The sequence below is a fragment of the Alphaproteobacteria bacterium LSUCC0396 genome, from assembly GCA_041228345.1.
Lineage (GTDB): Bacteria > Pseudomonadota > Alphaproteobacteria > Puniceispirillales > Puniceispirillaceae > UBA3439.
The window spans coordinates 1,079,373-1,105,064 of record CP166131.1 but is presented as its reverse complement, the minus strand read 5'-3'; the positions used below and the strand labels follow the sequence as shown (position 1 = coordinate 1,105,064).

The window sequence follows — 25,692 nt, the reverse complement described above, 5'->3', positions numbered from 1 at the left end:
AGATCCCTTTGGCCCAGAACCCCATGGTTCAATACCCTGTGCGAGAGATTAGAGCCATTCCGGCTGCATCGCCAATACTGGCGCATCACCATCACCGACGGTGCGGGCAAGCGCAAAGAGTTTTGGCAGGTGATGCGTGATATAGATTTGCATCGTGGTGATCTTGATTGCCATAAAATCATCATTGCCAACCGTCCCGGTTTCACCGGCGGCAATCGCATCAGCGGCACGTGCACCGGCACGCACCATCAACCAGCCACCACATAATGTGCCAAGCAGCATCAGATAATTGCTGGCCGCAGCGGCCGGCCGGCGTGGGTTATTGGCCCTGGCGATAATTTGGGCAACGGTTTTGCGCGCGGTATCGTTTGCCTCGATAACAGCTTTTGCCGCTGCGACAATTGCCGTATTCGGATGTTGTTCAAGTGCGCTCATATCGCGATTAATTTCATCAAACAGCGCGGTAACTGCGGCGCCGTTATCGCGGATTGTTTTGCGGAACACCAGATCATTTGCCTGAATTGCAGTCGTGCCTTCATAGATCGGCAGAATACGGGCGTCACGATAATGCTGTGCTGCGCCGGTTTCCTCGATAAACCCCATGCCGCCGTGAATTTGCAGTGCATCTGATGTGATTTGCTGGGCACGTTCGGTCATCCATCCCTTGATCACCGGGATTAACAGGCCAACTCGGGCGTCCAGTTCGGTCTTTTCAGCGGCATCGGCATAGCGTGCTTTATCCATCGCGGCGGCGCCAACCATCATTAGGGCGCGCATGGCTTCAATTTCAGATTTCATGCCGCCAAGCAGGCGCAGAATATCCGGGTGATGCACAATCGCATCGCCTTTTTTACCATCTAGTGGCACGCCTTGAACACGGTCACGCGCATAGGTTCTAGCCTGCTGATAGGCGCGCTCGGAAATCGCAAGTCCCTGCAACCCGACCGCTATTCGCGCATGGTTCATCATGCCAAACATGATATCGATACCCTGATTTTCCGCGCCAACAAGATAACCGACAGCCCCGCCTGCCTCGCCATATTGCATGACGGCGGTTGGCGAACCCTTAATACCCAGCTTTTTTTCAATCGACAGGCAGCGCAGATCATTCGGCTTGGTGAAATTACCTTCTGCATCGGGCAGGAATTTTGGTACGATAAAGACCGAAATACCCTTGATGCCGTCGGGCGCTTCCGGTGTGCGCGCCAATACCAAATGGACGATGTTTTCGGCCATGTCATGTTCGCCGTAGGTAATGTAGATTTTCTGGCCGCTGATCAGATAATGATCGCCGTTTGGTACGGCGCGGCTCTTGATGCCGGCAAGGTCGGTGCCGGCTTGTGGCTCGGTCAAATTCATTGTGCCGGTCCAGCGCCCTTCGACCATTGGCGGGATATAGGTTTGCTGTAACAGGGGGCTGGCCGATTTCTGCAAAGCATAGATTTGCCCTTGGGTTAAAAGATGGCAAAGGGCAAACGCCATATTTGCTGATTGCCATAGCTCATTCACCGCAGTGGTCAGCGTCATTGGCAGATTTTGCCCCCCAAAATCAGCCGCGGCCTCCATCGCGGTCCAGCCGCCTTGCCCCATCGCCCTATAGGCATCACGAAACCCGTCAGGCGTTACGACCTGCCCATCTTCCAGTCGTTTGGCACCGATGATATCGCCCCTATGGTTCAAGGGGGCAATCACATCACCGGCCAGCTTGCCAGCTTCTTCAAGAACTGCATCGGCCAGTTCCTGATTGACCTCGTCATTGCCAATTGCGTGCATCAGCGCATCAAATCCAATGACCCGCTCTAACAAAAACTGATAATCTTCGAGGGGCGCTTTATACATAATACTGGCTCCGTTATTTTCGGCTCTGGTCTATTTCTGGTACTGATGCCGCCATGGTATTAGGGCTTGGCGTCAATGATGACGCTAATGCCCTGACCGCCGCCGATACACATGGTTGCCATACCGTAACGGCCATTGATCCGGTGCAACTCATGCACCAGCTTGGTCATAATGATTGCGCCGGTTGCACCAACCGGATGACCCAGTGCAATAGCACCGCCATTCGGATTGACGCGCGCCGGATCAAACCCCAGCTCACGCGACACGGCACAGGCCTGTGCGGCAAAGGCTTCATTGCTTTCGATGAGATCAAGATCATCAATCGTCAGTCCGGCGCGTTGCAGCGCCATTTTGCTTGCCGGTACCGGCCCCATGCCCATGATGCGTGGCGGTACGCCGCCAAATCCATAGGCGACAATCCGCGCCAATGCTACGGCTTTATGCGTTTTTAGCGCGTCCTTATTTGCCAGAATCAATGATGCCGTGCCGTCATTAATCCCTGATGAATTGCCAGCTGTTACCAGACCGTCCTTGGCAAATGCGGGGCGCAATCCGGAAAGGCTCTCATTGGTGGTGTCACCACGGATAAATTCATCACGATCAAAGGTAATGGTTTTACGCCGTTGGGTCAGATCTAGCGGGGTGATCTGGCCAGTGAAATATCCCGCAGCATCGGCGGTGGCGGCCCGGGCTTGTGATTGCGCGGCAAACGCATCCATATCGTTGCGGCTAATGTTAAAATCGGCGGCGATATTCTCTGCGGTAATGCCCATATGGCCCAGCCCGAACGGGTCTTGCAGCGCCCCAGTCATCATATCAATGACGCCCGCATCACCCATCCGTGCACCCCAGCGCTGGGCGGGCAGGATATAGGCACCGCGGCTCATAACCTCAACCCCGCCAGCAAGCGCCGTGTCACAATCGCTAAGCTGGATCAGTTGGGCGGCGCTAACAATCGCCTGAAGGCCGCTACCGCATAAGCGATTAACCTGAAATGCGGGCGCGGTTTCACTGACGCCAGCACCAATGGAAATACAACGTGGTGAGTACATATCGCGCGGTTCGGTATGGATAACATGACCATAAACAGCGTGCTGAATGGCGTCAGCTGGAACGCCTGATTTGGCAATAGCGTCTTTTGCCACCGGAACTGCAAGCTCGATAGGCGGGGTGTCTTTCAAGGTGCCGCCATAGCTGCCAATGGCTGATCGCTGTGCCGCCAGAATAAAAATGTCAGTCATCGTAATCCTCGATCTATCTCATAAATCATCATGCGTATTCAGCATGATTTATCTTCAAAATTGCCAAGCACCTAACCGTTACTTGCATGGTCTCTATCTACGCTACCCACACAAAAGACGTCATTCACTTGGAGATTGGTCCCAATTTAGCGGGCCACCCCGAAAACCGGGAAAGCCAATGCCAAATATCATGCCTGCATCGGCACTTTCGGCCGAGTCTACCACGCCCTCATTAATCGCTTGCTGGCATTCGTCAATCATCGGTGCCAGCATTGATTTGGCAATTGCGGCCATACTCGCAGCGTCGTGCGGCTGACGCGGCCGGATCGGGCGGTTGCCATCCCAATCATAAAACCCGCTGCCTGATTTGCGCCCAATGGTTCCGGCGGCGCATTTTTCGGTCAGCAGATCCTTGGCCGCCGGGGCGATGCCCAGCACAACGCCAACATCAAGGCAGACATCAAGACCAATCTGGTCAGCAAGTTCAACCGGTCCCATCGGCATCCCAAAATCAACCAGTGACTCGTCAATCAAATCTGCAGACTGGCCAGCTGCCACCGCCTCAATAGCCTTGAAGATATAAGGAAGCAGGGCACGATTAACCAGAAAGCCGGGTGCCGACTTACAGCGGATTGGCAGTTTGCCGATCCTGCCAGCAAATTGCATCCCGCGGTTGACCATGTCCTGATTGGAAAATTTTGACCAGATGACTTCGACCAGTGGCAACACCGGAACTGGATTAAAGAAATGCAATCCGATCAAACGCTCAGGCGATTTCAAACTGGTGGCAATATCTTCAAGAGGGATAGCCGATGTATTGGTGGCAAGGATCGCATCCGGTTTGCTGCCCGCCTCCAGTGCCTGAAATACTGCCTGCTTTACTGCCAGTTTTTCGGCAACTGCCTCAATGATCAGATCGGCGTCGGCAACGCCATGACCTTGTTTGTCGGCGCGCAAACGGCCAAGTGCAGCCGCGATTTTATCGGGAGATTTAAGTCTACGTTCAAATAGTTTTGTGGCGCGGTCAATCGCAGAGTCAATTGCCGCTGCATTCATGTCGGTTAAGCTGACTTCAAGGCCTGACATGGCGCCAACCGCAGCAATATCACCGCCCATCACACCTGCGCCAACGACATGAAGTCGCTCAATGCCACTGTCACCGCGTGCCGATTTCCGCACAGCATCGGTCAGATAATAAACGCGGCGCAGATTTTTAGACGCCGTGCCAACCATTAATTGCGGAAAGATACCAATCTCGCCGGCTGACATAGCAGCAGCATTATGGCCATAGGTCTCGACATGGTCAATAATAGCAAAGGGCGCCGGCGTATGATCAGCGCGAGCGCGTCTCAGATAGGTTTCGCGTGCCGCTTTAATGGCATCGGTGTCAGCCGTGGCATCACGCTGGATATGCGCGGGTTTAACGCGGCGGCAGTCAAGCATCCATCGGCGCATCGCAGCAGCAAGATCATCAGCGCTATCAACCATTTCATCGGCAAGGCCGCTATTGAGGGCATCCTTACTGCCAACGGGCCGGCCGGTAAGCATCATATCCAAGACTGATTTGGTGCCAACCCGTCGATAGGCGCGGCCAGTACCACCATAGCCCGGCATAATCCCGAGATTAATCTCAGGAAATCCAAGTTTAGTTTTTGTCGATGCGGTAACGAATAGACGATCAAACGCAAGCGAGATTTCTAGCCCGCCCCCTAATGCAATGCCGTCAATGCCAACACAGCTAGGCACATCCAGACCTGCAATCCGGTTAAATAGCCCATGCACCATCTCCATATGGTCGGCAACATCCTCGGCGGTCTTCAAGGTTTCAAATTCATTGATATCGGCGCCATAAACGAAGCCGCCCGGTTTTCCCGAAAGCAAGGCGACGCCATTAATGCTATCATTCTCCTCTAACCAGTCCACCAGCAATGCGAGCTCGCCTACAGCTGCATGGGTCAAGACATTCACTGATTTGTCACGAAGTTGGATAAACAACCAAGCGATGCCATGAACATCGAGTTTTGCCGACCAGTGCAAAAGGTTGTTTGGGCTCTTAGGGCGTGGCATGAATCAATCCTCTAGCTATTAGATGGCCTAGAAGATCTAAAACTAAATGATGGCAAATGCCAAGGGCTATTGGAAATAGCTTAATTTAACCATGCATGTAATGATTTTGAAAATCGATCGGGTGTCCCGCATTTTGCTGCAATAATTGATTTTGCAAAAGTTAATTTAAATTGCTTCAATGCCTCTACTAAAAGGCGCTATCATTTGAGTAAGAAATTATTCCATAGAAAAATATGATTAATTAAATAAATGCACATCACGGTCAAAAGGAGATTTGAATGGAATGCTGTGGACCGGGGTATGCTTCCCCACAAGATGCAATAAGAGCTCCACGCGAGTCATTACTATATACAATTGCAATTTACACTGGCACCGGAATTCAGAAACCAGATTATTTGGCGACTGTGGATGTGGATCCTAACAGCCCAACTTTCAGCAAGGTGATCCATAGGCTTGAAATGCCGAATATTGGTGACGAGCTACATCACATGGGCTGGAATGCATGTTCGTCCTGCCATAACGATGCGGAGATGTCACGTAAATACCTTCTTTTGCCAGGGGTGCGTTCAAATAACATATATGTTGTAGATACTGGTACAGATCCAACTGCGCCGCGCATTCACACCATTATTGACGGTGGTGAGATCAAATCCAAGGTCAATCTGTCTGGCCCGCACACGGTGCATTGTCTTGGTAGCGAAATTATTATTTCTTTCCTCGGCAATGCTAAGGGTGAGGCTCCAGGCGGCTATCTGCAATTAAACAAGAATTTTGAAATTGTTGGCCGATGGGAAAATTCCATGGGTGATATAAAATTTGGCTATGATTTTTGGTATCAACCCCGTCATAACGTTATGGTCAGTTCGGAGTGGGCTGCGCCAAATACATTTATGCCTGGGTTTGATTTAGAAGAAGTCGGGTATCTTAAATATGGACGTGAACTGCACTTTTGGGATTTTGAAAAACGCGAACCGTTAGAGAGCTTTTATCTTGGTGAGGATGGACTGATTCCTCTCGAGGTAAAGTTCCACCATAATCCTGATAGCTCTCATGGCTTTTGCGGAGCTGCGCTGAGCTCAAACGTCATTCACTGGTGGAAAAACGATACCGGAAGATGGCAGTGGGAAAAAATTATTGATGTTGAAAATGAACCACACCCTGACTGGCCTATTCCCATCCCAGGAGTTATGTCAGCGATCTTGATATCGATGGATGACAAATATTTATACCTCAATAACTGGCTGCATGGGGATATGAGGCAGTATGATATTTCTGATCCACATAATCCAAAAATGACGGGTCAGATCTGGATGGGCGGATTGCTTGGAAAAGGTCCAGTTGTAAATGGTGTAACCGTCGCTGGTGGTCCACAGATGTTTCAGCTTTCGCTGGATGGGCGCCGGCTATATGTTACGACGTCGTTATTTAGCACATGGGACAACCAATTTTACCCTGAAATTCGGGAGAAAGGTGGAGTGATGGTGATGGTTGATTGTGACCCAGAAAATGGTGGCATGTCCATCAATCCGAATTTCATTGTAGATTTTGGCAATGAGCCTAATGGACCGAGCCGGTGCCATGAAGCCCGTTATCCAGGTGGTGATTGTACAAGCGATATTTGGTTATGAAAATGATTACTATTGCCAATCGTGATAATGCAGTTTTTGAGGTTGGCGGTCGCAAACCACTCCTCGACGAGCTGATAGATCAGGGCGTTGATTTGCCATACGGATGCAGATATGGAGGGTGTATAACCTGTGCAGCAAAATTAATAGAGGGTGATGTTGATCAGCGGTCTCAAGTAGCGTTAAACAATCGACAATTGAGTGAAGGCTACATAGTTTTGTGTGTAGCCCGAGCCAAAAGTGACTGCGTCATTGAGGTTGGTGTGGATAGTCACAACAAACTATATCGTAACCCATTTCTTGACCCATTGGCTCCGCACGAATTAAAAGCAGATATTGCGACATTGATGGATAAAAAATGATGGACCATAACGAGCCCTACACTGACGCTTACATTCAAGATATTCTTTCTTCGGTTAAAACAATTGCCATGGTTGGTGCCAGTCCTGATAAGACAAAATTTAGCTACGGCGTTTTGCGTGTTCTGCACGAAACTGGTTATGACATGATTCCAATCAACCCTAGACCTGGCCTTCAGGCTATTCGCGGGCTGAAGGTTTACCCCAGCCTCGCTTCAGTCGATCGAGCCGTTGACATGGTTGAGGTGTTTCGCAAGCCAGAAGATTTGTATGATATTGCCGAACAAGCTATTGCAATAGGCGCAAAAGTGTTATGGGGGCAAATTGGGGTCATTGATCATGATGCGGCGCGTCTGGCGGAAGATGCGGGCCTAAAAGTTGTAATGGACAGATGCCCAAAAATTGAGTTGTTCCGCCCATTCTGGAAACCAAAGCTGCACCTTGGAATATGAGTGAACCAAATCAGATTGGAACTGAATGGGTTCGAGCGCTGGCCAAAATTGTTATTCAGGCCACAAGCGCTATTTTCGTATCTGGGACAACGCCAAGCGCAAGACAAACATCGCGGGTCAGATAGGGCCGATTCATAGTATAGAAATGAAACTGATCAATACCATTATCCATTAAATCGGCGCAGATATCAGTCGCCACAACAACGGATAGAATGTCCTCGACGCCATTGCGTTTTGCCATGGCAAACTCGGCGTCAAGGCTGGCTGGAATACTGGCACCACACTGGCGGGAAAACTGTTTGACATTATCCCAGTTCTCGATGGGTAAAATGCCCGGAATAATCGGCACGCTAATGCCAGACTTGACACAGCGGTCACGAAAACGAAGGAACAGCTCGCTATCAAAAAAGAACTGTGTAATCGCTGAAGTGGCACCGGCGTCAATTTTCCGCTTGAGCCAGTCAATATCAGCATTGGAATGGCGGGCTTCTGGATGAGGCTCGGGATAGGCGCCAACATGGATGGTCTTAATGTTGGCCGCGGCAAGACCTGCCACCAGATCCACCGAATCTATAAAACCGTTTGGATGCGGGCGAAAGCCGCCACTGCCTTTTGGCGCATCGCCGCGCAACGCAACAATCTGTTTCACGCCAGCATCAACATAGCTTTTGGCAATAGCCAATGTTTCGACCTTGCTGGCATTCACACAAGTCAGATGCGCCGCAACATCAAGCCCATAATTCTTGCCAATGGTTTCGGTCATTTCTCTTGTAAGCTGGCGGGTTGTGCCGCCCGCACCATAAGTTACCGAGACGAATTCAGGGTTTAATGGCGCCAGAACATTCAGCGATTCCCAAAGATTAAAACTCGCCTGCAATGATTTTGGAGGGAAAAACTCAAATGAAATTTTTGGCGGCTGATGTCTCATTTATATCTCCAGAATTCCTTTATGCGCAACTGGTACGCCCGTCTCGTCATTGATCTGGGCTTGTTTGCTTAAATAATTTGTGCCAGAAATGTGATAATGAAACAATTTCATAATAATCATAAACTTTATGAGAAATAGTCATGAACATTGAGCTTCGTCATCTTCGCACCATCATGGCAATTCATTCTGCCGGATCCGTGGCACAGGCGGCAGAACAGCTGCATATTACGCAATCGGCACTATCGCATCAGATCAAGGCGATCCGTGATCAGCTTGGGGTTGATCTCTTTGTCAAAAACACCAAACCGATGCGGCTATCTGCCGAGGGATTGCGGTTTTTGCGGGCGGCTGAGCGCATCTTGCCCGAGATTGATTTGCTAAAGGTAGAATTTGACAATCTTCAGCGTGGTGAGGCTGGCAGGCTGCATATTGCGATTGAGTGTCATGCGTGTTTTGAATGGCTGTTTCCGGTTTTGAACCTGTTTCGCCAAGATTATCCCGACGTTGATATCGACATTCGGCCGGGGCTGGCCTTTCGGGCATTAAAAGCATTGGTTGATGAGGAAGTTGATATCGTCATCTCGTCTGACCCGGAGGATATTCCCGGTGTTGAATTCCATCAGCTTTTTCCCTATGCGCCGACATTTCTGGCGGCCACCGCCAACCCGCTATCGCGAAAGGACTATGTCGACGCGCAGGATTTCAGTGATGAGACATTGATCACCTATCCGGTTGAACGGACGCGCCTCGATATTTTCAGCCAGCTATTAATTCCAGCCAAAATTGAGCCGAAACTTATCAGGCAAGTCGAATTAACCGCAGTGATGCTGATGCTGGTCGGGGCGAATAAGGGGGTCGCGGTATTGCCGGACTGGGTTATTCGCTCGGCGGATGTCGGCGATGGGCTGGTCACCTTGCCGGTTACCAAACAGGGTCTTGTGCGCCAGCTCTATGCCGCGGTGCGCCGCGATGATGAAGCCAAGCCCTTTATGGAACGCTTTATCGCGCTTGGTAAAGAGGGGCAAGCGCACGCCAAAAGGCAACCGCTTAGCCCCTGAAAATAGTGTCATTGTCTTTGCAGATGGATATCTCTGCCAGACTGGTATCTCTGCCAGTTAAACGACAGGCGGCCGCGCGCAGACCTGATCATAGGCATAGCGCGTTTTCAGCATTCCATCATATTCAAAGATATCGAGCATCGCCTCATAGCCCGCGTCAGTGATGTCGATATGGCGTGTCCAGACGCCCATATTCTGATAGGTGCCAATGCAATCGGCAAGCACCGCCTCGTCAATATTTGGGAATAGAGGTTTTTGAGCGCGGGCAATTTCGGCCGCAGGTGTATCATTCATATAGTTGCGGGTCTTGATATAGGCGCGGGTGAATGCTTTGGCCTCATCGGTTTCCAGCCATTCAGGCTTGGCGGCAAGGCTGGAAAAGCCGCAAGGGCCAATTGTCGGGCCAAGGGCGGTGACGACATGACCAACGCCATCCGCCTCAAGCTGCTGCGGGGCCGGGCCTTGCTGGTGGATATATTGGCCGGTGCCAGCCCGGTAGGCCTTGTCCATTTCGCCGCCATTGCCAGCATCAATGATTTTGATTTTATTGATATCAATGCCGCCCTTGTAACAAGCATATTTAAACATTGTCATCGGCTGGCCGCCATGATGAACAAGAACCTCTGCACCCTCAAGCTTGTCCCAGCTAAAAGCCGGATCAGCATCACGGCCGGTCAGGAAGAACCCGTCCATTTCATTGATCTGGGCAAAATGTACACAAGCCGGAACCTCGCCCTTATTGAGGGTGTTAAACCCCTGACTAAGGGTCGATTGCACAACATCGGCGGTACCATCATCCAATGCAGTGATTGCGGTCACGCCGGGCGCGGCAATTGTATAGTCAAAATCCAGCCCCTCATCTTTCAGAAAACCGCCGGTCATTGTTGAAATCAACGGCGAATAGAAGGCCGAAAAAAGGGTAAATTGGATATTGATTTTACTCATGGAAAAATGCTCCGATGGTGGGTCAAACAAGTGTAATGGCTGGCCGGTTCGACGGAAATAAATGCCGACCGCTGGCCTTAAGATGGGTTATGTTAGCCCTAAGCGCGCACCATAGCCAAATGGAAAATCGAAGTGAACCAAGACGGTGTCAGAATTTTTGAGATGAGCCCGCGTGACGGGTTGCAAAATGAGCCTGTTTCAATCCCGACTGATGCGAAAATCAAGCTGGTTAATCTGCTGTCAAAATGCGGCTTTAGCCATATTGAGACAACTAGCTTTGTAAGCCCAAAATGGGTGCCACAACTGGCCGATGGTGATGCGGTCATGGCCGGAATCGCGCGCCAGCCCAATATTTCCTACGCCGCACTGGTGCCAAATATGACCGGCTTTGAGCGGGCGGTGGCTGCCGGTGCTGATCAGATCGGTATTTTTGCGGCGGCATCGCAGAGTTTTAGCCAAAAAAACATCAATTGCAGCATCGCCCAGAGCCTAGATCGGTTCGAACCGGTAATGGCGGCGGCACGGGCGCATAAAATTGCGGTGCGCGGCTATATCAGCATGGTTGTCCATTGCCCAGATGAGGGGCAGATCGCGCCGCAGATTGTCGCTGATCTGGCGGCCAGAATGATGGATATGGGCTGTTATCAAATCTCGCTTGGCGACACGATTGGCATGGCCGAACCCGATGCAATCCGGCGACTTCTTGATGTGTGTGTGCGGTCGGTTGACGGGCAAAATCTTGCCGGCCATTACCATGATACGGGCGGTCATGCAGTTGCCAATATTAGCGCAAGCCTGCCCTATGGGCTGCGCTGTTTTGATGCGTCGGTTGGCGGGCTTGGCGGCTGTCCCTATGCGCCGGGTGCAGCTGGCAATGTCGCCAGCGAGGCGGTGGCACATATGCTGGCCGGTGCGGGTTTTGCGACCGGGCTTGATCTTGATGCGCTTGGCGTTGCGGCAGAATTTGCCACCAGCCTTCGCGGGGAAACGCCGAACCCGCTAGCGCCAAATCTGGCGAAATGAGAGCCGGTTAAACATTGATTATTTTACGCTTCCCAAAGGAATTTCATCATGTCTTATTCGTCAATTTCGGGGCCAATTTCGGGGCCAATTATTGAAACCCATGAGGCCAGCGGCATTGTCTATCTTTGCTTGAATCAGCCTGATCGGCATAACGCGCTATCGCCTGAAATGATTGCTGCACTTCATGCCGCCTTTGTCCGGCTTGGGGATGATCCCGATTGCCGGCTTGTTTGCCTGAAAGCCACCCCGGCAGACAAGCAAGAGGCGGGCAATCAAACGGCAGTGGGCAGTTTTTGTGCGGGGGGTGATCTTTTATGGATGCGCCAGCAAATTGATGCGCCGCGCGCCAGACGCATGGCCGAAGCGGCGACGTTGGCCAATCTGTTACGTGTGATGAACAGGTTTCCAAAACCGCTGCTTGGCGCGGTTGATGGCAACGCCTTTGGTGGCGGTATTGGCGTGATGGCGGTTTGTGATGAAGTGCTGGCCACGGACAATCTTATCTTTGGCCTGACCGAAACGCGCCTTGGGTTAATACCGGCGACGATCAGCCCCTATGTTGTGGCGCGTATCGGGGCAGCGGCGGCGCGCGCATTATTTATGTCGGCACGGCGGTTTGACAGCCAGACGGCGTATCGCATTGGACTGGTTACAAGCCTCGTTCCGGCGTCAGATTTTGCCAGCGCCACCAAGGCCATGATTGCCCCATATCTTGCCACCAGCCCAAGCGCAATGCAGGCGGCCAAGGGCCTGATCGGCAGGTTGACGCCGGCCATTGATGATGCGGTTATTGATATGACGATTGCCGCATTGGCCGATTGCTGGGAACACCCCGATGCCGGCGAAGGGGTTGATGCGTTTTTTGCCAAACGGCCGCCGTCATGGGCAAAGCCTGCGGCTGATCAATGACAAATTCTGGCATGACCGCATACCCTTTTATCCGCGTTATATTTATTGTGACTGTAAGGCGAAAAAATTGTTGGGTTTTGGCAAAAAACATTTCACTGTAAGTGCCAGATATTTTTGTCCCTCTGGCCGTCTCATTGGTCAGGCTATCCGTACCAGTGAACGCGCACCAGCTAGGGCGGCGTGTGTCAGGCGGCGCTGATTACTGGCGCTGATTATTAAGGAGATCAAACAGGATGGATTTTGCCTATTCGCCGACCCAGCAATCCATCATTGATGCCATCACCGCTATTATGGCCGATTTTGGCGATGATTATTGGTTGGCGGCTGATCGTGATGGCCGGTTTCCCGAAGAATTCTATGCTGCAATCGCTGCTGGTGGCTGGCTTGGAATTGCCATGCCCGAGGCCTATGGCGGCGCCGCGCTTGGAATTTCCGAAGCGGCGTTGATGATGCAGAAAATTGCTGAAACAGGCGGCGGTATGGCGGCGGCATCGGCAGTTCATATCAATATTTTTGGACCGCACCCGATTGTGGTTTATGGCACCGAGGCACAGCGCGCCGAATGGTTGCCGCCGCTGATCAAGGGCGAGGTTAAATGCTGCTTTGGGGTGACCGAACCTGATGCCGGACTGGATACGGGTAATATTCGCACGCGCGCTGAAAAGGTTGAGGGCGGCTATCTTGTGTCTGGGCAGAAAATCTGGACATCGACCGCCAAGGTTGCTTCTAAAATTCTGCTGCTGGCACGCACCAGCCAGCCCGATCCTGCGGCGCGGCGAACTGACGGGTTGACGCTGTTCTATACTGATCTTGATCGGAACCGCATCGAGGTGCGCGAGATCGAAAAAATGGGGCGCGCGGCGGTTGATAGTAATCAGATTTTCATTGATGGGTTGATGGTTTCAGAGGCGCAACGGATCGGCGAAGAGGGCAAGGGGTTTTCCTATCTTCTGGATAGTCTGAATCCTGAACGGATTTTAATCGCTGCCGAGGCGCTTGGCATTGGCAAGACGGCGCTTCGCCGGGCTGTGGACTATGCTGGCGAGCGCTTTGTTTTTGGCCGCCCTATCGGACAAAATCAAAGCATTCAGCATCCGCTTGCCGAAAGCTGGATTGAGCTTGAAGCAGCCAGTCTGCTGATTGCCAAGGCGGCAAATTTATATGATAGCGGTGCGCCAGCTGGCGGTATGGCGAATGCGGCAAAATATTTTGCCGCTGAGGCAGGATTTAAGGCGGCAACAAATGCAGTGATGACGCTTGGCGGCATGGGCTATGCCAAGGAATATCATGTCGAGCGCCTGCTTCGCGAATCGCTGATTCCGCGCCTTGCACCGGTCAGTGCGCAAATGGTGCTAAACTATATTGGCGAGCGTGTGCTTGGTTTGCCAAAATCATATTAGGGCATCAGCCTTGACCAGTGGCCCCGTTGGGCGACATGGTTGGGCGACATGGTTGGGCGACATGGTTGGGCGACAAGAATCAGGGGCGTTAAGTAAAACATGACAATAGCAAAACCAAATTTGGGTCAGCACGCGCTTGAGGGGGTTAAGGTGATTGATTTGACCCGCGTTCTGGGCGGCCCCTATGCCACGCAGATTCTGGCTGATCATGGCGCCGAGATTATCAAAATTGAGGCGGCAAGCGGTGATGAGGTTCGTGGGTGGGGGCCTCCATTTGCACGTGATATGGCGTCGTATTTTATCAATGTGAACCGCAACAAGAAATCCATTGTCATTGACCTTGCCAGCGCGGCTGGCCGTGATCTGTTGCTGCGGCTTCTAGAAGACGCCGATATATTGATTGATAATTTCAAGACGGGCACTCTGGAAAAATGGGGTATTGGCTATGAGGATGTTTTAAAGGACCGCTTTCCCCGGCTTATCCATTGCCGCATATCAGGGTTTGGCGCGACCGGGCCGCTAGGCGGTGCGCCCGGTTATGATGCGGTAATTCAGGCGATGACTGGCATGATGTCGATCAATGGAATGGCCGAAAGCGGATCGGTTCGTCTTGGCGCGCCAATCGTTGATATGGGAACGGGGCTATATTGCGTGATCGGGATTTTGATGGCTCTTCACGAACGTCAAACATCAGGTCTTGGTCAATATATCGACATGACGCTTTATGACTCGGCGCTGGCCTTGATGCATCCGCATAATGCCAATTATTTTCTAAGCAAGAAACCGGGGCGCGCCACCGGCAATTCGCATCCGAACATTTCGCCCTATGATAAATTTGCAACCGCGACCAATGATATTTTTATCGGGATCGGGAATAATCGTGCGTTTCGCCGCCTGTGTGACGCGCTTGGCGAGGGTGAAATTGCCGATGATCCGCGCTTTGCTGATAATGCCGACCGCGTGGTCAATCGTGCGGCCTTGACCGATTTGCTGACCACGGCGCTGGCCAAGGTCGATGGGGCATCATTTGCCGAAACTCTGCTTGCTGCCGGGGTGCCGGCCGGCCCGGTGCGTAATATCGAAGAAGCCCTGCTGCATCCGCAAACGGCCGAACGCGAAATGGTGCTTGCGCGGGATGATTATCAGGGGGTTGCCTCGCCAATTAAATTCAGCCGGTCACGCGAAGTTGGGGTTGCTGGCTTACCGCCGGCGCTTGGCGAGCATACGCGTGAGGTGCTGGTGGCGGCGGGCCTTAGTGACGCAGAAATTGATGCCTTGATCGCCGCCGGAACGATTGTCGTGGCCGAGGGCTGACGCTGTTGATGGGCGCGTTGCTAAGATTTTCATTTTGTCATGGTTTTTAAAATAGGGGGAGATATTCAATGACAAAGGCCAGCGCTGAATCCAATCGTGGGTTTCAATCAAAGAACGCGCCACGCATCGCCGTCGTTGGGGCGGGTGCGATGGGCTCGGTCTATGCCGGATTGTTCGCCGAGGCTGGATATCAGACATCGGTAGTTGATCTCTGGGGCGACCATATCACCGCCATTGGGGCAAACGGGCTGCATCTTGAAGGGGCTAGTGGTGACCGCATAATCAACGGCATTACAGCGGTTCACCAAATTGCCGATCTTGGCCCGATTGATCTTTTTGTGATTGCCACCAAGGCCAATGGCGTCGGCAGCGCGGCGGCTGAAATCGCCAAAATCATGCAGCCAGACGCACTGGTTCTGACAATCCAGAACGGGCTTGGTGCGGGCGAGCGGATTGCCCAATTCATGCCAACCGATAACGTGCTGCTTGGGGTTGCCGAAGGGTTTGGCGCGTCAATCAAGGGGCCGGGTCACATCCATCATAACGCGATGCGCCAGATTCGGATCGGCGAAATGGATGGCGGTATGACTGACCGGTTGGTCTGGGTTGAATCACTATGGCAAGGGGCGGGTTTTAAAGCCAAGGCGTTTGCTGATATTCATCAGCTTGTCTGGGAAAAATTTATTTGCAATGTCATGTGCAGTGCGCCGTCAGTGGCATTTGACTGCACAATCGGCCAGCTGTTCAGCGATGATGACCGGCGTGCGGTGGCGCTTGGCTGTATGCTTGAGGCTTATGAAATCGGGCGGGCACGTGGCGTGGCATTTTCCTTTAGCGATGCAGTTGCCTATGGCACCAAATTTGCCGCCGATATGCCCAACGCCAATCCGTCAATGCGGCTTGATCATATGGCTGGCAAACGATCCGAGATTGACGCGATCAACGGCATGGTGCCGGTGCTTGGCCGTGAAATGGGCATTAAGACGCCCTATAATGATACGCTGGTTGCACTGGTGCGGGCGCGTGAGGCAAATTTCGCCGGATAGGATGAGGCGCAGGCTATAAGATGCGCATATCGTCCGAAAAGTTTCCCTATAGCTTGAGGGGCACAAATTTGGGGGCGGCCACGCCGTCTATTAGCACATTTAATAAAGCTGGCCCTTGATACGCGCTGGCGGCGGCAAGGGCGGCGTCCAGATCATCGTCCGGCCCAACCGTTTTGCCAAAGGCGCCAAGGCCGATTGCCGCCGCTGCATAATCGGCTTTTTCATCAAGCTCGCAGCCATAGACGCGGTCCGGTCCATAGGTGTCAATCTGGATTTGCACCTCGGCATTCCAGCGGTAGTCATTACCAATGATCGCGGTGATATTGGCGTTTGTGCGCACGGCTGTATGCATCTCGCCAAGATAAAATCCTGCCGTTCCATCGCCCATCACCAGAAAAATCTGCGCATCCGGTGCGGCAATCGCGGCGCCAATCGCATAGGCAATACCGCCACCAATTGCGCCTGATGGGCCATTGATTATGCGGCGTGGGGCAACGCATCCGGCCTGAACCCATTGGCAAAATTCGCCGCCATCGGCGATTAGAATCGGCGCTGGGGCGCGGTTAATCGCTGCCTGTAACTGCGTGGTCAGGGCGGCTGGATGCCGGCCTTTGCCGTCCGCCTGCCAGTCAAGACGGCGGGTAATTGATGCACTGATTGCGGCCGGCCAATGATCGGCGCCTACATTAATATCACGATCGGTAATTGCGGCGGCAAGCTGGGTCATCGCCGCCGGAATGCTGCCAGTGCGCATAAGCTGGATAGGGTTTTTGTCATGCGCCGGATTTGGTGCGGCCTGATCGTCGGTCAAAATCGAGATAATCGGCGTTCCTGCGGTAATCCTGCCACCGGCATGAATGCCGGTGGAATAATCTGCCAGCTTTCCAAGATGAATGATCAGATCGGCGGCTTTTAGCGTGGTTGTCAGATCGCCGTAAAAACTATCGGAAAGACCGCGGGCTGACTCAAGACAGATAACCGGCAGTCCCAACGCCGCCTCAAGCGCGGCATTAACGGCTGGTTGGCGGGTTTTATTTGCCTGCGGGCCGGTTATGAAAAGCGGGCATTTCGCCGCCTCAATTGCACGAATAATATGGTCAAGATCATCGTGGCTAACGCCTGATGCAGGGGGTATTGCGGTTACCGCAGCCGGTTCTAAATCTGTGGTTGGTGATAACATATCAAAGGCGAGCGCAAGATGCACTGGCCCCGGGCTGCCACCAAGGGCGGCGGTAATACACCGTTCTAATTCGGGCAGGATCGCGGCCGCCGCATTTGGCCGTGTTGAATATTTGGTGATTGGTGCGGTAACCGAACATTGATCGAGTTCTTGAAAGCCGCCCCGCCCGTCCATGTTCACAGCAGCGTCCCCACTAATCAGCAAAACCGGACTTTCTGAACGCGCCGCCGAATAAAGCGCCGAGACCGCATTTAATAACCCCGGGCCAGCTGTCACCAAGGCGACGCCAATTTTGCCGGTGATTTGGGCGTAGGCTTCGGCCATATAGACAGCAGCGCCTTCATGGCGGGTATGAATGATGCGAATATCGGCATCAATACACGCATCATAAAGCGGCATGATCTGGTTGCCGGACAGGCTGAAAATAACCTCGACACCATTATTGGCTAGCGTTTGAATAAGAGCAGAAGAAGCTGATGGCATGATGAGGCTCGGTAACGAAGGTTGATAAAATTAACACAGCATGGACACGGTGACAGGAATATGGGCAGGTTATTGTCTAGGCTTGGCGGTTTTTTAATCGTTGCATGATGCTGGATAATCTTTGCGTAATGCTGAGGCGCTATCAAGCGAAAATAGTTCCAGTCCGAATTTGCTTACAGGTGCCGATTTTTCCGTCTTGAACAATCAAAAACAGCAAAGCAAAATCGACATTTATTGCTATAGTCCGGCGGTATTTTTTTTGGGGGATGAAATGACTGACCAGCAAAAAGGCATGAAGCGCGGCCTGACCCGTTATGGCGATGAGGCATTTTCGCTTTACCTTCGCAAAGCCTTTATCAAGGCGATGGGGTATAGCGATGATGCGTTGTCGCGTCCGGTTATTGGCATCGCCAACACCTATTCCGATTATAACGCCTGTCATGCCAATGTGCCAAAGCTGGTCGAGGCGGTCAAACGTGGCGTGATGCTGGCTGGCGGCCTGCCGATGGAATTTCCGACCATTTCGCTGCATGAGTCCTTTGCCTTTCCGACAAGCATGTATTTCCGCAACCTGATGGCAATGGATACCGAAGAAATGATCGGGGCGCTGCCAATGGATGCCTGTGTGCTGATCGGCGGCTGTGATAAAACCGTGCCAGCGCAGTTAATGGCGGCAGCCAGTGCTGATCTGCCAGCAATTCAAATTGTAACCGGCCCGATGTTGTCGGGAACGGTTGGTGAACAGCGTGTCGGTGCCTGTACTGATTGCCGCAGGTTTTGGGGCGATTATCGTGGTGGCCGTATTACCGAGGCTGACATTAATCAGATTGAGGGCCAGTTGGTACCAACTGCGGGAACCTGCGGCGTAATGGGAACTGCAAGCACGATGGCTTGTGTTACCGAGGCATTGGGCATGATGTTGCCCGGCGGTGCCACGATCCCAGCGGTGGCTGCAGACCGTTTGCGCCACGCCGAAATAGCCGGTGCACGGGCGATGGCGCTGGCCGCAGAACAGCTGCGCCCATCCCAGATCATGACGCCAAAATCATTTGAAAATGCGCTTCGGGTGCTGTTGGCAATCGGCGGTTCAACCAATGCCATCATCCATCTAACGGCAATGGCGGGGCGGCTCGGTATTGAGGTTGATCTGCCCGCCTTTGATGCGCTTGGCAATGACACGCCGGTTTTGGTCGATCTGAAACCGAACGGCCAGTTCTATATGGATGATTTGCATCGCGCTGGCGGTATGGCACCGATCCTTCGTGCCTTAAAGCCGCTGTTGCATCTTGATTGCCTGACTGTAAGCGGGCGCACGCTTGGCGACGAGATCGAGGATATGCCCGCCGCGTTTCCGCAAAATGTTGTTCATGGTCTTGATGATCCGATTCACGTTGGGGGCGGCATTGCGTTTTTGCGTGGCAATCTGGCTGGCGATGGGGCGATTATCAAGCAATCGGCCTGCTCGCCTGATCTATTGGTGCATCAGGGGCCAGCCATGGTTTTTGACTCGCTAGAAGATCTGGCAAACCGAATTGACACCCCCGATCTTGATGTGACCAAGGACAGCGTTCTAATTCTGCGCAATGCCGGGCCAAAGGGTGCCCCGGGAATGCCCGAGGCGGGCTATATACCGATCCCAAAAAAGCTGGCGACAACTGGGGTTAAGGATATGGTGCGAATCTCGGATTGCCGGATGAGTGGTACCGCCTTTGGCAGTATCGTGCTGCATGCCAGCCCTGAGGCAGCGATCGGTGGGCCGTTGGCCCTGGTCGAAACGGGTGATCAAATTCGCCTCGACGTGCCCAATCGAAGGCTGGAATTGCTGGTGGATGATGATGAAATTGAACGCCGCCGCGCGCATTGGCAGCCCCCGCATACGGTTCGTGCCGATCGTGGTTATAAAAAGCTGTATATGGAGCAGGTTAATCAGGCCGGTGAAGGGGTTGATTTCGACTTTATGACCAAACGGCCATACAGCGCAAAGACGCCGCTTTCCTGATCGCGCTCAGGCGGTTTTGGTGGCGGGTTTATCGCATTTAGCTGACGTAAAAAAACGAAATACAATATTTGACAAGCCTGAATATTGTTCCGATAGTATACAACAATATGGATTTAAAATACAATTTCACCGCCTATCACCTTGTAAAGCCCAATTTTGCCCAGTAATTGTCAGCAGAAATTGCCGGTAACTCTAATCCGGTAACTTTAATCTGGTAAATTTAATCTGGGCGGCCCGTTTTTGGCTGGGTGATGCGTTTTTGGTGAGGCTATGTTATTCGGATATGACAGCCTGAACCTTACTTTTTTAACTTGCCGACCTGATTTTGGAGACTGAAATGACAGAACCATCAAACGCCCTGACCCATGCCGGTCAGATTGGCACCAGAACGCCGCCTGCCAGCAGCGCGTTGAAGGATTATCTGGTGCTTGATCTTACAAGGGTTCGTTCGGGGCCGACTTGTGTTCGCCAGTTGGCCGACTGGGGCGCGGATGTAATCAAGATCGAAACACCAGCAGATGACGCCCAGCTTGGCGGGCCTCGTGACGGGCCAGATTTTCAGAACCTGCATCGCAACAAACGCAGCCTGACGCTAAATCTGAAAAGTGAAGCTGGTATGAAAATCTTTCGCCAGCTAGCGGCAAAGGCCGATGTCATTGTTGAGAATTTCCGCCCCGACGTTAAAAACCGGCTCGGCATTGACTATGAAACATTGTCCAAAACCAACCCGCGTCTGGTTTATGCGTCAATCTCTGGCTTTGGTCAGGACGGGCCTTATAGCGGGCGTCCGGGGTTTGATCAGATCGCGCAGGGTATGGGCGGCCTGATGTCGATTACCGGTGCGCCGGGCGAAGGGCCGATGCGTGTTGGCATTCCGATTGCCGACCTTTGTGCAGGTCTTTTTGCGGCGCAGGGCATCTTTATTGCGCTGCTGGAACGGGCTCATTCGGGGCGGGGGCAATGGGTGCAAACCTCGCTGTTGCAAGCGCAAATGTTCATGCTTGATTTTCAGGCGGCGCGATATCTTATGGATGGCGACATTGCCAAACAGGCCGGCAATAACCACCCGACCTCAATTCCAACCGGCGTTTTTGTTACCAGTGATGGGTATATGAATATTGCCGTTGCTGGTGAATTGATCTGGGAACGGTTTGCGGCCGCGCTTGGACGCGAGGATTGGATCACAAATCCTGATTATGCGACGGGCCCTGACCGGTCGAAAAATCGTGACACGCTGAATGCCGCGATCACGGCGATTACCGGCACGAAAACGACGGCTGCGTGGATTGATATCTTGAACGAAGCCGGTGTTCCAGCTGGTGAAATCAATAATATTGGTCAGGCGTTCGAGAACCCGCAGGTAAAACATCTTGGGCTGGCACAGCCGGTCAAAAGCCATGAGCGCGGTGACACGCATCTCGTCGGCCAGCCAATTATGATGAGCCGGACCCCAAGCCATCTTGCGGCACCGCCGCCGCTTGCCGGTGGTCATTGCGATGATATTCTATCAACATTGGGCTATAGTGCGGCCGAAATCGCCGCGCTGCGTGAGGCCAAAACCATATAGAGTCCAAAACTCAAGCCGGCCTGGTCGCATGACCATCTCGGCAGTACCAATTTAACATGAAGGACGTGATCAATCAGCCCGTCACCCAAAAAGATCAAATACCAAAAACGATCAAATACCAGAAAAAATCAGTTAAAGGACAGCCGACGTCATGACAGATAAAATTATCGTAAACCAATCTGGCGCCATCGCCCGTATCATCTTTAACCAGCCGGAAAAGCGGAATGCGGTGTCGCTGGAAATGTGGGAAGCGGTCGAAGTGGCGCTTGACCGGTTTGCCGCTGACAACGAAGTGCGCGTGCTGATTTTGTCAGGTGCTGGTGGCAAGGCCTTTGTGTCAGGGGCCGATATATCGAAATTTGAAAGCGAGCGCGCAAGTGCTGAGGGGGTTGCCCATTATAACGCCACCACCAAGCGCGTTTATGACAAGGTCGAGGCCTTTCCCAAACCAACGATTGCGCAAATTGATGGGTTCTGTGTTGGCGGCGGGGTTGCCTTGGCGGTTTGCTGTGATATTCGCATTTGTGGTCAGGGGTCTAATTTTGCCATTCCGGCAGCGCGGCTTGGTCTTGGCTATGGATTTTTGGGCATTAACCGGCTGGCCAATCTTGTTGGGCCAGCCTTTGCCAAGGAAATATTTTTCACGGCGCGCCGCTTTGATGCTGAAGAAGCGCGGATCATGGGACTGGTCAACCGGGTTGCCGAAGATGGCGCGGTTGAGACGGCCGCAGACGATATGGCAACAATGATTACCGCCAATGCGCCTTTGACCGTTGATGCGGTCAAATTCATCGCCAACCAGACCCGCATGGATGAAAGCCAGCGCGATCTGGCCGCGTGTGAGGCAATGGTGCAGGCCTGTTTCGACAGTGCCGATTATATCGAGGGGCGGCGCGCCTTTATGGAAAAGCGCAAGCCGGTTTGGACAGGCAGCTGATTTTAGAGCCTCATGTTTTTCATGATCTGGCGATAATGCAGCATTAGAAAACCGTCACGCCCGTTGGTGGGTGCGACGGTTTTTTTTTAGACTGATTGGCACCTAATACTGGCACCTGATATCGGCACCTAATACTGGCACCCAATATTGGCAGCCGATCAGGCGCGTTACTGGTAATCATTCTAGAACTGCATGACCACGCCGCCATTAATTTGCAGCATCTGACCATTCACAAAACCGCCATTTTCCGAGCAGAGATAGGCCACCATACCACCAATATCTTCGGTGTGGCCAAGCCGGCCTGATGGGTTTGCCTTCAGCAATGCCGAAAATTTTGCATCACTCTTAATGTCGGCGTCATTAGGCGGAAATGTTCCCGGTGAAATGATGTTGGCGGTAACGCCCTTGGTGCCGAATTCAACGGCGAGTGCCTTGGTCAGCCCCCAGACCGCGTGTTTGGCAACCGAGACTGCCGAGGCGCCCGGGTAACCGCGCTGTGCATTCATGCCGGAAAAGCTGATGATCCGGCCCCAGCCATTGTCGATCATGCCGGGTAAAATCACGCGTGATAGCCAGATTGCGGCGTTCAGATCGACATCCATGACCTTTTGCCACGCATCGTCACGCATCTCTAGAAATGGTTCGTGCGGGCGAATTGCTGCATTATTGACCAGCACATCAATCCGGCCAAAATGATCTAGTCCGGCGCTGGCGATTGCTTCGGCTTCGGCTTTAATTCCAACATTCCCCATTGCCACCAATGCCTCGACACCATGCGCGCGCACCTCGGCGGCAACCGCTTCGGCCGCCTCTTGATTGCGGCTGCCATTGACGATGATGTTAAAGCCGGCTAGCGCCAATTGATTGGCGATACCGCGACCAATATTTTGACCAGATCCGGTGATAAGGGCGGTCTTGTTGCCACTGCTCATTGTCTACCTCTTTGATAAATTCATTTTGACGATAACCGCACGTAAATCGGGCCAGAAATCAACTTTGATGGGGCGTGGCGGTCAGATCATGCTGCCACCAAACCTAACCGGCCCCAGATTAGGCATCTGCCCCTTGAAAGGCCAGCGCAAATTCGGGCATATGGCGGGTTTTCTTGACATTTCCGGGCGCGGCTGCACCGCCGGTCCAGCGTGATCTGGCAATCGGATAATCTGATCAAAATCCATAGGGAAATCAGCGGTATGATAGCCGACATTCGCTATGGACAAACGCCTGATGCAGTGCAATTCTTGGCGGCCATTTTAGACGTCGTGATGTGTTCTGTGACGGTAAAACAAGCGCGATATTTACATGAAAGTGACCCGTTAGGAGATTATATTTTGACGAAAATACGTAAAGTCGATCCAGTTCAGGTTCGAGATCATATCGAGTCTGTTCTCGAAAGCAGTGAACAGGTCTTTGAAAAATTCTTCCTGTCAAAATTTATCGGGTTGGAGTTTGACTATCTCCCAGAAACGGCGGCTGATGCTGACAAGGATCACCTTCGTATCAGCTTTGAGGTCACTGAGATGCTGATGAACCCGCAAGGCTCGCTTCATGGCGGCATCATCGCGGCGGTGACGGATATTTCGATGGGGCATCTTTTGCACAAAACCGCTGGCATGGGGATCACCATCGAAATGAAAACGCAGTATCTGCGCCCTGTTTTAACGGGGCGGGCAACCGTCGAGGGGCGGTTTATCAAAAAGGGGCGGTCGCTATCTTTCATGGAAAGCCGCTTATGGGGCAGCGATGGCAAACTTGCCGCGATGACAACAGCCACGTGGAAAATGCCCGGCTAGCCCCGATTGCCCAAAATACACCACTGTCATATATCGCCTGATTTGATATGGGTAAAATGCTATCGGGCGCTTGGTAAAGGCCGGCTGTTCTGGTTAGACTGGGCAGGCCGACCATTTGAAAATATTTGACGTAATATTGAGTTGACATGGTAACGATTTTATAGGTTCAGCAATGCCCGATTCAGCCCTACTGCCGCATATTCTTGACCTTGCCGAAATGGGGCCTGCCCGCCTGCCGCAAGATGCCCGCAAGATGGCAGAATTATCACTATTCGACTGGATGGTGGTCAGTCTTGCTGGCGCTGATCAGCCGTTGGCGCGCATCATCCGTGATTTTGTTGCGGCCGAAGGTGGGGTTGCCAAGGCCGCCGTTACCGGCAGTAAATTGCGCGTGCCAGCGCGTGCTGCGGCGCTGGCAAATGGCACGATCTCGCACGCCCTTGATTATGACGACACGCATTTTGCCTATATCGGTCATCCGTCTGTGGCAATCTTTCCGGCGGCATTGGCGGCGGCTGAAGAGATGGGGGCATCGGGCGATGATGTGGTTGACGCATTTCTGCTTGGCGCCGAGGCGACCTGCCGGATTGGTATGGTTCTTGGGCGTGATCATTATGATGCTGGATTTCATCAGACCGCAACGTCAGGCGCCTTTGGTGCCACCATCGCCGCGGCGCGGCTTTATCAGCTTGACCGCGATGCGCTGTCGGCGGCACTGGGTCTGGTTAGCACCCGTGCGTCGGGGCTTAAATCACAATTTGGCACAATGGGCAAACCGTTTAATGCGGGGGCGGCTGCGGCAAACGGGATTGAGGCGGCCAGCCTTGCCAAACGCGGCTTTACCGCCAGCACCGATGCCTTTGCTGGCGCGCAAAGCTTTCTGGCCGCACATCACGCCGACAATGCTGGCAGTGGCAAAATTGCTGATTGGTCATTTGATAAATTCTTTTTTGCTAGCGTCAGTCACAAGTTACACGCCTGCTGCCACGGCACCCATGCGATGATCGAGGCACTGCTTTTGTTGCAGGCTGGTGGCAAGATTGCCGCCGATGATGTTGACGAGGTGCGGGTCAATATCACCCCGCGGTGGCAGAATGTCTGTGATATAAAGACACCGCAAACCGGCCTTGAAATTAAATTCAGCTATGTCTTTCTGGCGGCGATGGTGCTGCAAAATATCAACCTTGCCGCTTATGAAAGCTATCATGATGCGGCCTGCAAGGACACATATCTGATGGCGCTTGCTGAACGGGTCAAGGTGGTCGGCGATGACAGCATTGCCGATAGTGCGGCGCGTGTTGAGGTGCGGCTGAAAGACGGCAAGACATCTAGCCAGTCGTTTGATCTTTTATCACCAATTGATCCAGCGGTTCTGGGGCAGCGGCTACTGGCTAAGGGCGCGGCGTTAATCGGCACGGCGGCGGCGCATGATTTATGGGCAATGATGAATAATCTTGGCGGTGTTTCAGCATCGGATCTGGCCAGCAAACTACAACGCTAGCCGGTCATCCTATCTGGTCGATAATT

General features: G+C 52.7%; 21 protein-coding genes. 14 read left to right on the top strand and 7 right to left on the bottom strand.

The features are described 5' to 3' along the window. Positions 1-48 precede the first annotated feature (48 nt). The 3 genes from AB8881_05405 to AB8881_05395 form a co-directional block, all read right to left on the bottom strand. Positions 49-1,839, bottom strand: coding sequence for an acyl-CoA dehydrogenase (locus AB8881_05405; protein XDZ64318.1), 1,791 nt, complete (start codon positions 1,837-1,839; stop codon positions 49-51). A 59-nt stretch (positions 1,840-1,898) separates the two neighbouring features. Beyond that, positions 1,899-3,086, bottom strand: coding sequence for a beta-ketothiolase BktB (bktB, locus tag AB8881_05400; GenBank protein ID XDZ64517.1), 1,188 nt, complete (start codon positions 3,084-3,086; stop codon positions 1,899-1,901). A gap of 114 nt (positions 3,087-3,200) precedes the next feature. Beyond that, positions 3,201-5,147 carry a 3-hydroxyacyl-CoA dehydrogenase NAD-binding domain-containing protein gene (locus AB8881_05395; GenBank protein XDZ64317.1) on the bottom strand — a complete coding sequence of 649 codons (1,947 nt, stop codon included), beginning with the start codon at positions 5,145-5,147 and terminating at the stop codon, positions 3,201-3,203. A 278-nt stretch (positions 5,148-5,425) separates the two neighbouring features. On the opposite strand from AB8881_05395, the gene AB8881_05390 reads away from it, so the two are divergent. Genes AB8881_05390 through AB8881_05380 form a run of 3 tightly spaced genes read left to right on the top strand, consistent with a single transcriptional unit; the run spans position 5,426 to position 7,583 of the window. Beyond that, positions 5,426-6,775: a selenium-binding family protein gene (locus AB8881_05390; protein ID XDZ64316.1), complete on the top strand. Its 1,350-nt coding sequence runs from the start codon at positions 5,426-5,428 to the stop codon at positions 6,773-6,775. Next, the gene (locus tag AB8881_05385; protein ID XDZ64315.1) at positions 6,772-7,134 is read left to right on the top strand and encodes a 2Fe-2S iron-sulfur cluster-binding protein; all 363 of its coding nucleotides are present in this window, start codon (positions 6,772-6,774) and stop codon (positions 7,132-7,134) included. Before AB8881_05390 ends, AB8881_05385 begins: the two co-directional genes overlap by 4 nt. After that, complete coding sequence (locus tag AB8881_05380; GenBank protein ID XDZ64516.1) at positions 7,134-7,583, top strand: CoA-binding protein; 450 nt, start codon at positions 7,134-7,136, stop codon at positions 7,581-7,583. Before AB8881_05385 ends, AB8881_05380 begins: the two co-directional genes overlap by 1 nt. Before the next feature lie 55 nt (positions 7,584-7,638). Here the strand turns inward: AB8881_05380 and metF are convergent, their stop codons facing one another. Next, the gene (metF, locus tag AB8881_05375; GenBank protein ID XDZ64314.1) at positions 7,639-8,511 is read right to left on the bottom strand and encodes a methylenetetrahydrofolate reductase [NAD(P)H]; all 873 of its coding nucleotides are present in this window, start codon (positions 8,509-8,511) and stop codon (positions 7,639-7,641) included. Between the two features lie 140 nt (positions 8,512-8,651). On the opposite strand from metF, the gene AB8881_05370 reads away from it, so the two are divergent. Continuing rightward, the gene (locus AB8881_05370; GenBank protein XDZ64313.1) at positions 8,652-9,569 is read left to right on the top strand and encodes a LysR family transcriptional regulator; all 918 of its coding nucleotides are present in this window, start codon (positions 8,652-8,654) and stop codon (positions 9,567-9,569) included. Between the two features lie 57 nt (positions 9,570-9,626). On the opposite strand, the gene AB8881_05365 is transcribed toward AB8881_05370, so the two are convergent. Then, on the bottom strand, positions 9,627-10,514 hold the full coding sequence (locus AB8881_05365) for an ABC transporter substrate-binding protein (protein XDZ64312.1): 888 nt from the start codon (positions 10,512-10,514) through the stop codon (positions 9,627-9,629). A gap of 132 nt (positions 10,515-10,646) precedes the next feature. On the opposite strand from AB8881_05365, the gene AB8881_05360 reads away from it, so the two are divergent. The 5 genes from AB8881_05360 (at position 10,647) to AB8881_05340 (ending at position 16,206) form a co-directional block, all read left to right on the top strand. Further along, positions 10,647-11,537, top strand: coding sequence for a hydroxymethylglutaryl-CoA lyase (locus AB8881_05360; protein ID XDZ64311.1), 891 nt, complete (start codon positions 10,647-10,649; stop codon positions 11,535-11,537). Positions 11,538-11,585: 48 nt separating this feature from the next. Beyond that, a complete protein-coding gene (locus tag AB8881_05355; protein XDZ64310.1) occupies positions 11,586-12,446 on the top strand; it encodes an enoyl-CoA hydratase-related protein in 861 nt (286 codons plus the stop codon). A gap of 233 nt (positions 12,447-12,679) precedes the next feature. After that, positions 12,680-13,846, top strand: a complete 1,167-nt coding sequence (locus AB8881_05350) for an acyl-CoA dehydrogenase family protein (protein ID XDZ64309.1) — start codon at positions 12,680-12,682, stop codon at positions 13,844-13,846. A gap of 99 nt (positions 13,847-13,945) precedes the next feature. Continuing rightward, on the top strand, positions 13,946-15,160 hold the full coding sequence (locus tag AB8881_05345; GenBank protein XDZ64308.1) for a CaiB/BaiF CoA transferase family protein: 1,215 nt from the start codon (positions 13,946-13,948) through the stop codon (positions 15,158-15,160). A 68-nt stretch (positions 15,161-15,228) separates the two neighbouring features. Then, the gene (locus AB8881_05340) at positions 15,229-16,206 is read left to right on the top strand and encodes a ketopantoate reductase family protein (GenBank protein XDZ64307.1); all 978 of its coding nucleotides are present in this window, start codon (positions 15,229-15,231) and stop codon (positions 16,204-16,206) included. Positions 16,207-16,252: 46 nt separating this feature from the next. Here AB8881_05340 and AB8881_05335 read toward each other — a convergent pair whose 3' ends face one another. Further along, positions 16,253-17,869 carry a thiamine pyrophosphate-binding protein gene (locus AB8881_05335; GenBank protein XDZ64306.1) on the bottom strand — a complete coding sequence of 539 codons (1,617 nt, stop codon included), beginning with the start codon at positions 17,867-17,869 and terminating at the stop codon, positions 16,253-16,255. A gap of 271 nt (positions 17,870-18,140) precedes the next feature. Between AB8881_05335 and AB8881_05330 the strand changes: the two genes are divergently transcribed. From AB8881_05330 to AB8881_05320, 3 genes are all read left to right on the top strand, one after another. Beyond that, on the top strand, positions 18,141-19,868 hold the full coding sequence (locus tag AB8881_05330) for an IlvD/Edd family dehydratase (GenBank protein XDZ64305.1): 1,728 nt from the start codon (positions 18,141-18,143) through the stop codon (positions 19,866-19,868). Positions 19,869-20,205: 337 nt separating this feature from the next. Then, complete coding sequence (locus tag AB8881_05325; protein XDZ64304.1) at positions 20,206-21,435, top strand: CaiB/BaiF CoA transferase family protein; 1,230 nt, start codon at positions 20,206-20,208, stop codon at positions 21,433-21,435. A gap of 151 nt (positions 21,436-21,586) precedes the next feature. Next, positions 21,587-22,372, top strand: coding sequence for an enoyl-CoA hydratase (locus tag AB8881_05320; GenBank protein XDZ64303.1), 786 nt, complete (start codon positions 21,587-21,589; stop codon positions 22,370-22,372). Between the two features lie 182 nt (positions 22,373-22,554). On the opposite strand, the gene AB8881_05315 is transcribed toward AB8881_05320, so the two are convergent. Further along, a complete protein-coding gene (locus tag AB8881_05315) occupies positions 22,555-23,304 on the bottom strand; it encodes an SDR family NAD(P)-dependent oxidoreductase (protein XDZ64302.1) in 750 nt (249 codons plus the stop codon). A 261-nt stretch (positions 23,305-23,565) separates the two neighbouring features. Here AB8881_05315 and AB8881_05310 point away from each other — a divergent pair, with 261 nt between their 5' ends. Both AB8881_05310 and AB8881_05305 read left to right on the top strand, forming a co-directional pair. Then, positions 23,566-24,165 (top strand): PaaI family thioesterase, encoded by a 600-nt coding sequence (locus AB8881_05310; protein ID XDZ64301.1) that lies wholly within the window; start codon positions 23,566-23,568, stop codon positions 24,163-24,165. Positions 24,166-24,337: 172 nt separating this feature from the next. Then, on the top strand, positions 24,338-25,666 hold the full coding sequence (locus AB8881_05305; protein ID XDZ64300.1) for an MmgE/PrpD family protein: 1,329 nt from the start codon (positions 24,338-24,340) through the stop codon (positions 25,664-25,666). Positions 25,667-25,692 lie beyond the last annotated feature (26 nt).